The following is a 6,792-nucleotide window of genomic DNA, read 5'->3' on the forward strand; positions in this document are numbered from 1 at the left end:
TTTGCCGAAAGCCAGCAAAAACAATTGGTTAACTGCCTGTTAAGCGCCTTTCGGCGACTGCCGGCCGGGTATGGCCGAATTCCTGCAAAGCCTCTGCCGAGCGGCGCGAAGCCGCAGACGATGGAGGCGGATGGGATGCGGCAGTTCAGAGGTGTCGTTCGTGGGTGGACGGCTTTACCCGGAATCGCGAAGGCAATTTGGCGGTTCTGTTCGGAGCTGCCGCATCTGTCCTCGCGCTGGGGGTGGGATTCGCGGTCAATATCTCGCAACTCTACGATGCGAGATCGAGCTTGCAGGGCGTCGTCGACGCGGCTGTGACCTCGACGGCCCGCGATCTCACCCTCGGCGTCATTACGGAAACCGATGCCAACAAAACCGTGCAGGCGTTTCTCGACGCCAACAGCACGGCCGGCACACTGCAGGCCAACCAGGTCGTGCTCGACAAGCTCACGGTCAACAGGACGGCCAATACGGTACAGGCGGATGCGCATGTCGATGTCGGCCTCTTTTTCCCGCTGTTCAGCACCAGCAACATGCGGCGCGTGACCGCCTCGACCACGGCGCTTTATTCCGACAAGACCATCGAGGTGGCGATGATGCTCGACGTCACCGGTTCGATGGCGGGCCAGAAGATCAAGGACCTTAGGACAGCGGCCGGCAATGCCGTCAACTCCTTCCTCACCGGCCAGAACGCCGCCAATCCGCGGGTGCGGGTGGCGATCGTGCCTTATGCCAACTCGGTCAATGTCGGCTCGCTCGCTGCAAGCACGGTCTTTGTCGAGACCAAGGCCAGCGAGCGCAAGCAGGCGCCGGGCGACGACGACCCGAAATACGTCTCGGCATCGACGCGACCGGATAACTGCGCAACCGAGCGCAAGGGCGCCTATCAATATTCGGATGCTGGTCCCGACGTGAGCATGGTCAACCGCGATCTCTATTTGTCCGACTTTGCCAAGCAGACACACACGCGAGCCTGCCCCGTCGCGACAATACAGCCGCTGACCACGGATGCGTCGGCTCTGAACAACGTTATCAAGGACCTCGATGCCTCCGGCGGCACCGCCGGTCATATCGGCGCGCAATGGGCCTGGTACATGCTTTCGGAGAACTGGGGCAGCGTGATGAAGGCCTCGCAACGGCCAGCCAAGATGGATCCGAAGAAGGTGGCGAAATACGTGATCCTGATGACCGACGGCGAATTCAACCTGTCCTATTTCGACGCCAACAGCCCCGATCAGGTCTATAACGACGCCGGCAAGGTGCAGACGCGAACCGCGGCCACGACACTCTGCGCGGCGATGCGCGACCATGGCATCGAAATATTCACAATCGGCTTCGCCCTCACGGAGAAAAACGCCAAGTCGACGCTGCAATCATGCGCCAGCCCCGATACCGGCAATGCCAAGCATTTCTATCAGGCGGCCAGCGGCACCGAGCTTGACCAGGCCTTCCAGGATATCGTGCGCAACATCGGCAAGCTGACGGTAACCAGATAACGGCGGCCATCCCGCCCATTGAAAGCCGACCCCAAACGGAAAAGGCCGCCACTTCTTGACGAAGCCGGCGGCCTTCCGTGTTTCCGTCCATGACGCGGCTCCTGGCGGCAGCCCCACGGGCTACCTGCCGCGCGTCTCGCGCCTTAACGGGAAGACTGCTTCCCGGAAGTGCAATCCGCGGAGCTCACGTTATGGAAAACGAAATCACTCGACATCGGATCACCTCCTTTCAGTTCGTTGAACACACTCAGATGATGGGGTGCGCCGCGGCAAAAGACAAGATGACGCAACGGAATGGTCGTGCCACGAGCCGGGAAACTGCTCTTGCGGTGCTTTTGCGCAACAGATCGGGATTGCGGTCCACAGGCCGGTGGACGACAGTGCGGCTTTGGGGGCGACATATCGGGAGGTGGGAATGGACGCCGCCGACAGAGCCGCGCGGATCGTACGCAAGGTCGTCGAAACGCTGAAGCCGGGTTTTGCGGTCCGGCTGTGGACGGGCGAGCGGATCGGACCCGCCGGCGGTCCGGTGCTTGCCATCAACGATCAGGATATCGTCTGGCAGCTGGTTCGCCGGCCGACCTTCTCGACGCTGGTGGAGATGTGGATTTCCAAAACGGTCGATATCGAAGAAGGCACGCTGTTCGATTTTTATGCCCTGCCTTCGCAAGGCAAGCTCAAGACGAAGTTCAAATCCCTGCCCAAGCTGGCGATCCTGCGCGACCTGCCCATGGTGTTGTTTTCGCGTAAGCAGATGACGGCGCGCAGCGATCTTTCCGGCCGCAAGCCTTTCGTCAGCGGATCGAACAAGGAGGCGATCCGGCACCATTACGATATTTCGAATGATTTCTACCGGCTCTTCCTCGACGAGCGCATGGTCTATAGTTGCGGCTATTTCCACGATTTCGCCAATGGGATCGACCAGGCGCAAGTCGACAAGCTCGACCACATCTGCCGCAAGCTCAGGCTGAAGCCCGGCGAAAGCCTGCTCGACATCGGCTGCGGCTGGGGTGCGATGCTTATCCATGCGGCAAAGAACTACGGCGTCTTCGGCCATGGCGTCTCGCTGTCGCAAGCCCAGACCGACCTTGCCCGCGAACGCATTCGCGCCGAGGGGCTGGAGGATCGCATCACCATCGAGATAAAATCCTATGCCGAACTCTCAGGCACGTTCGACAAGATCTCGTCGATCGGCATGTTCGAGCATCTGGGGCTCGCCAATCACGACGCCTACTTCTCGGCCGTCAATCGCCTGCTCAAGCCCGGCGGGATCTATCTGCATCACGCCATCACCAGGCGCAGCAAGGGCGACCTCCGCAAGACGTTGCGCAAGGGGCCGGAATACAAGGCCCTGATCAAATACATCTTTCCCGGTGGCGAGCTCGACACGATCGGCATGACGCTCGGCAATCTCGAGGCGCACGGATTCCTCGTCTATGACGTGGAGAACCTGCGCGAGCATTACGCGCAAACCTGCCGCCTGTGGGCGGAGCGTCTGCACGCGCGCTTCGATGAGGCGGTCGCCGAGGTCGGCGAGCCCAAGGCGCGGCTGTGGCTGCTCTATCTGACGGGTTGCTCGATCACCTTCGAGCGCGCCTCGGCGCAGATTTTCCAGACTGTCGCCACCAAGCGCGCCCGCGGCCCGAGCGGCCTGCCGCCGACACGGGCGGATTTGTACCGGTAGACCCGACCCGCTTCAGTCCATCAAGCGCATCGGCGCGCCGATCTCGATCCGTGCGGGCCGGTCGACCGTGCAGTATACGCCAAGATTGTGAGCGTTATGGCGGACCAAATTGCGCAGGATGCCGGGGTCGGTGTCGAAGCCGTCCTGGGCGATGATGGTGAAGCCGCAGCGGCGGCAGGGTTCCGAGACGGTGAGCAGCAGATCGCCGACCGCGAGTTTCTTGCCGATCCATTCCGTTTCGGGAAAAGCGCCTTCGACCGGCGGCATGTCGACGACGATATTGGGGCGGAAGCGGCGCGGATCGGGCGCGCCCTCGGGGTGCAGCGCCTTCAGCCTGGCCAGTGAGGCGGTGGTGAGCAGATGGACCGGCGCCTTGGCATAGCGCGCCTCGGTCAGCGGGCCGGCGTAGCTGGGCGCTGCGTTCTGCGCGCCGAACGGCCGGATCGAGGCCTCGAAGCCAAGAAAGGCCGATACCGCGCGGTCGCTTTCAGGATCCGGCGCCGGCAGCCATTCGCCGCCGGGCACCGCCACTTCGAGCCGCCATTCCTTGTTCATCGGAGCCTCGCTCAACCGGGTGCGGATCAGCGGCACCTTGTGCCATCTGGCTTCGCGGTCGGGCCTGGCGATCTCGCCGGAGGCGTCGACCAGTCCGAACAGCCGGTCGCCATCGACGGTCTTCAGCCCGACGGAGATGGCATCACGCCGCTCGCCGGCGAGCGAGCTCGCCGGATAGCGCCAGAGCTGGCTGACGGTGCCGAGGATTGCCTCGCCTGCCATCAGCCCTTCTTGTTCTGGCGGTTGGCGACGAGGTCGTCGACCACGGCCGGATCGGCGAGCGTCGAGGTGTCGCCGAGCGCGCCGAAATCGTCCTCGGCGATTTTGCGCAGGATGCGCCGCATGATCTTGCCCGAACGGGTTTTCGGCAGGCCGGGCGCGAACTGGATCTTGTCGGGCGTGGCGATGGCGCCGATCTCCTTGCGGACATGCGCGATCAGCTCCTTGCGCAATTCCTCGCTCGATGGAGTGCCAGCCATGAGCGTGACATAGCAATAGATGCCCTGGCCCTTGATGTCGTGCGGATAGCCGACGACGGCGGCTTCCGACACCTTGTCATGGCTGACCAGCGCCGATTCCACCTCGGCCGTTCCCATGCGGTGGCCGGAAACGTTGATGACGTCGTCGACCCGGCCGGTGATCCAGTAGTAACCGTCCTCGTCGCGGCGGCAGCCGTCGCCGGTGAAGTATTTGCCCTTGTAGGTCGAGAAATAGGTCTGCACGAAACGGTCGTGGTCGCCATAGACGGTGCGCATCTGGCCCGGCCAGGAATCGGCGATGCAGAGATTTCCGTCGGTGGCGCCCTCCAGCACCTTGCCGTCGCCGTCGACCAGCTGCGGCTGGACGCCGAAGAAGGGCCGCGTGGCGGAGCCGGCCTTGAGGTCGGTGGCGCCGGGCAGCGGCGTGATCATGATGCCGCCGGTCTCGGTCTGCCACCAGGTGTCGACGATTGGCACCTTGGCGTTGCCGACGACGTTGTAATACCACTCCCAGGCTTCCGGATTGATCGGCTCGCCGACCGTGCCGAGCACGCGCAGCGACTTGCGCGAGGTCTTCTTCACATGGCTGTCGCCGGCGCCCATCAGCGCGCGCAGCGCCGTCGGCGCGGTGTAGAAGATGTTGACCTGGTGCTTGTCGATCACTTCCCAGAAGCGCGACTGCGAGGGATAGTTCGGCACGCCTTCGAACATCAGCGTCGTGGCGCCGTTGGCCAAAGGTCCGTAGACGATGTAGCTGTGGCCGGTGACCCAGCCGACATCGGCCGTGCACCAGTAGATGTCGCCGTCGTGGTAATCGAAGACATATTGGTGCGTCATCGAGACATAGACGAGATAGCCGGCGGTGGTGTGCAGCACGCCCTTCGGCTTGCCGGTCGAACCGGAGGTGTAAAGGATGAACAGCGGGTCTTCGGCCTTCATCTTCTCCGGCTTGCAGTCGGCCTTAACGGTCTGCGCCTCCTCGTGGTACCAGACGTCGCGTCCCGGCACCCAGCCGGTCTTGCCGCCGGTGCGGCGCACCACCACGACTTTTTCCACCTTGGTGCCGGCCCTGGCGGCGATCTCGACCGCCTTGTCGGTGTTGTCCTTGAGCGGGATCGGCTTGCCCCCGCGCAGGCCCTCGTCGGCAGTGACCACGATGGTCGATTTGCAGTCGTCGATGCGGCCGGCGAGCGCATCGGGCGAAAAGCCGCCGAACACGACCGAGTGGATGGCGCCGATACGCGTGCAGGCGAGCATCGCATAGGCCGCTTCCGGGATCATCGGCATATAGAGGGTGACGCGGTCGCCCTTCTTAACGCCATGCTTCTTCAAGACATTGGCGAAGCGGCAGACATGGGCATAGAGCTCGTTGTAGGTGATCTTGCGATCGTCGTAAGGGTTGTCGCCCTCCCAGATGATGGCGGTCTGGTCGCCGCGCTTCTTCAAATGCCGGTCGATGCAATTGTAGGAGACGTTGGTCTGGCCGTCCTCGAACCACTTGATCGAGACCTTGCCGTCGAAGGAGGTGTTCTTGACCTTGGTGAAGGGCTTGAACCAGTCGATCCGCTTGCCGTGCTTGCCCCAGAACTTGTCCGGGTTCTTCACGCTGTCGGCGTACCATTTGAGATAGGTGTCGTTGTCGATCAGCGCGTTCTTCTTCCACGCGGGCTGGACGCGGTGGACATGGACATCGGACATTTTTCAGCTTTCCTCCGGAACCGTTCCGCCGGCTTGAAACGCCGACAGCATCGCGGCGAAGCGGCCGCGAATTCGCGGGCATTATTAACAGTTCCGCCGTGACGGCAATATTAGACGTTGGATTCGCGCGGCGGGATGACGCACGGGCAATTGGGCCAGCTATCAGCACTCTCGCTTCGCGGCTGCTAACCGCCTGTTTTAACGACAAAAATTTTGAAGAGCCGCGAAGAAATCGATAGACAGTTAAGCAACCGTGGGCACAATTCAGCGTTGGGAGGAAGGAGAATCAACCAAGGAAACGCAATGCGCGACAATTCCGAAATGGATCTGATGCTCAGGGGATACGGGCTGACTACGGCTAAGATCCTTTATCACTACCCCGATCACCCGCACCTGCTGCAAAGCTATGTCTGGCAGGACTATGACCTAGCTCCGGAATTCCCGGTGCTGATCCGCTTCATCGAGTTCTGGAAGACCAAGCTCGAGGGCCCGCTGCATTCGGTCACCTATACGCATCACAGGCTGATCGCGCCGAACGAGTGGCGGAAGGTGGATGGGGAGTTTCGGGTGCATTGAGCGGCGCATTCTCCCCTTGAGGGGAAGATGGCCGCAAAGCGGCCAGAGGGGGTTGCCGCGTGGAGCGCCGGCACCTTTGCAGGGTCGGAGGAGGTTGGCGCTCTACGTGAGACGACCCCCTCTGTCGCCTTTGGAGACATCTCCTCCTCGAGGGCATATGCGCTAAGATAGCTTTGGCATGGCTTGAAATTTGCGCTTTCGAGGTGGCTCGCGCCAACGATGTCGCAAGGCATGGAGATTTCGGCGCAGGATTGCCAAGGGCGGCTGAGTAAAGATGGCTGTGATCAGGGAGGCGACGATCTGG

5 protein-coding genes are annotated in these 6,792 nt (G+C 62.1%); 3 read left to right on the forward strand and 2 right to left on the reverse strand.

Annotation, left to right across the window (positions count from 1 at the left end; translation table 11 throughout):
• Positions 1 to 197: 197 nt before the first annotated feature.
• Both LB528_RS12830 and LB528_RS12835 read left to right on the forward strand, forming a co-directional pair.
• Positions 198 to 1,496, forward strand: coding sequence for a pilus assembly protein (locus LB528_RS12830; RefSeq protein WP_263487226.1), 1,299 nt, complete (start codon positions 198 to 200; stop codon positions 1,494 to 1,496).
• 415 nt (positions 1,497 to 1,911) lie between these two features.
• On the forward strand, positions 1,912 to 3,180 hold the full coding sequence (locus tag LB528_RS12835) for an SAM-dependent methyltransferase (RefSeq protein WP_224715154.1): 1,269 nt from the start codon (positions 1,912 to 1,914) through the stop codon (positions 3,178 to 3,180).
• A gap of 12 nt (positions 3,181 to 3,192) precedes the next feature.
• On the opposite strand, the gene LB528_RS12840 is transcribed toward LB528_RS12835, so the two are convergent.
• Positions 3,193 to 3,957: an MOSC domain-containing protein gene (locus tag LB528_RS12840; RefSeq protein ID WP_224715155.1), complete on the reverse strand. Its 765-nt coding sequence runs from the start codon at positions 3,955 to 3,957 to the stop codon at positions 3,193 to 3,195.
• Positions 3,957 to 5,912 (reverse strand): acetate--CoA ligase, encoded by a 1,956-nt coding sequence (acs, locus tag LB528_RS12845; protein ID WP_224715156.1) that lies wholly within the window; start codon positions 5,910 to 5,912, stop codon positions 3,957 to 3,959. The genes LB528_RS12840 and acs overlap by 1 nt, the downstream gene beginning before the upstream one ends.
• Positions 5,913 to 6,215: 303 nt before the next feature.
• On the opposite strand from acs, the gene LB528_RS12850 reads away from it, so the two are divergent.
• Complete coding sequence (locus tag LB528_RS12850; protein WP_224517029.1) at positions 6,216 to 6,488, forward strand: usg protein; 273 nt, start codon at positions 6,216 to 6,218, stop codon at positions 6,486 to 6,488.
• Positions 6,489 to 6,792: the final 304 nt, after the last annotated feature.

The sequence above is a fragment of the Mesorhizobium sp. CA4 genome, from assembly GCF_020165075.1.
Classification (GTDB): Bacteria; Pseudomonadota; Alphaproteobacteria; order Rhizobiales; family Rhizobiaceae; genus Mesorhizobium.

Excerpts from the sequence above, each read along its gene's own strand:
- LB528_RS12835 (WP_224715154.1), top strand. The coding sequence starts at position 1,912 with ATGGACGCCGCCGACAGAGCCGCGCGGATCGTACGCAAGGTCGTCGAA.
- LB528_RS12840 (WP_224715155.1), bottom strand. The coding sequence starts at position 3,957 with ATGGCAGGCGAGGCAATCCTCGGCACCGTCAGCCAGCTCTGGCGCTAT.
- acs (WP_224715156.1), bottom strand. The coding sequence starts at position 5,912 with ATGTCCGATGTCCATGTCCACCGCGTCCAGCCCGCGTGGAAGAAGAAC.
- LB528_RS12850 (WP_224517029.1), top strand. The coding sequence starts at position 6,216 with ATGCGCGACAATTCCGAAATGGATCTGATGCTCAGGGGATACGGGCTG.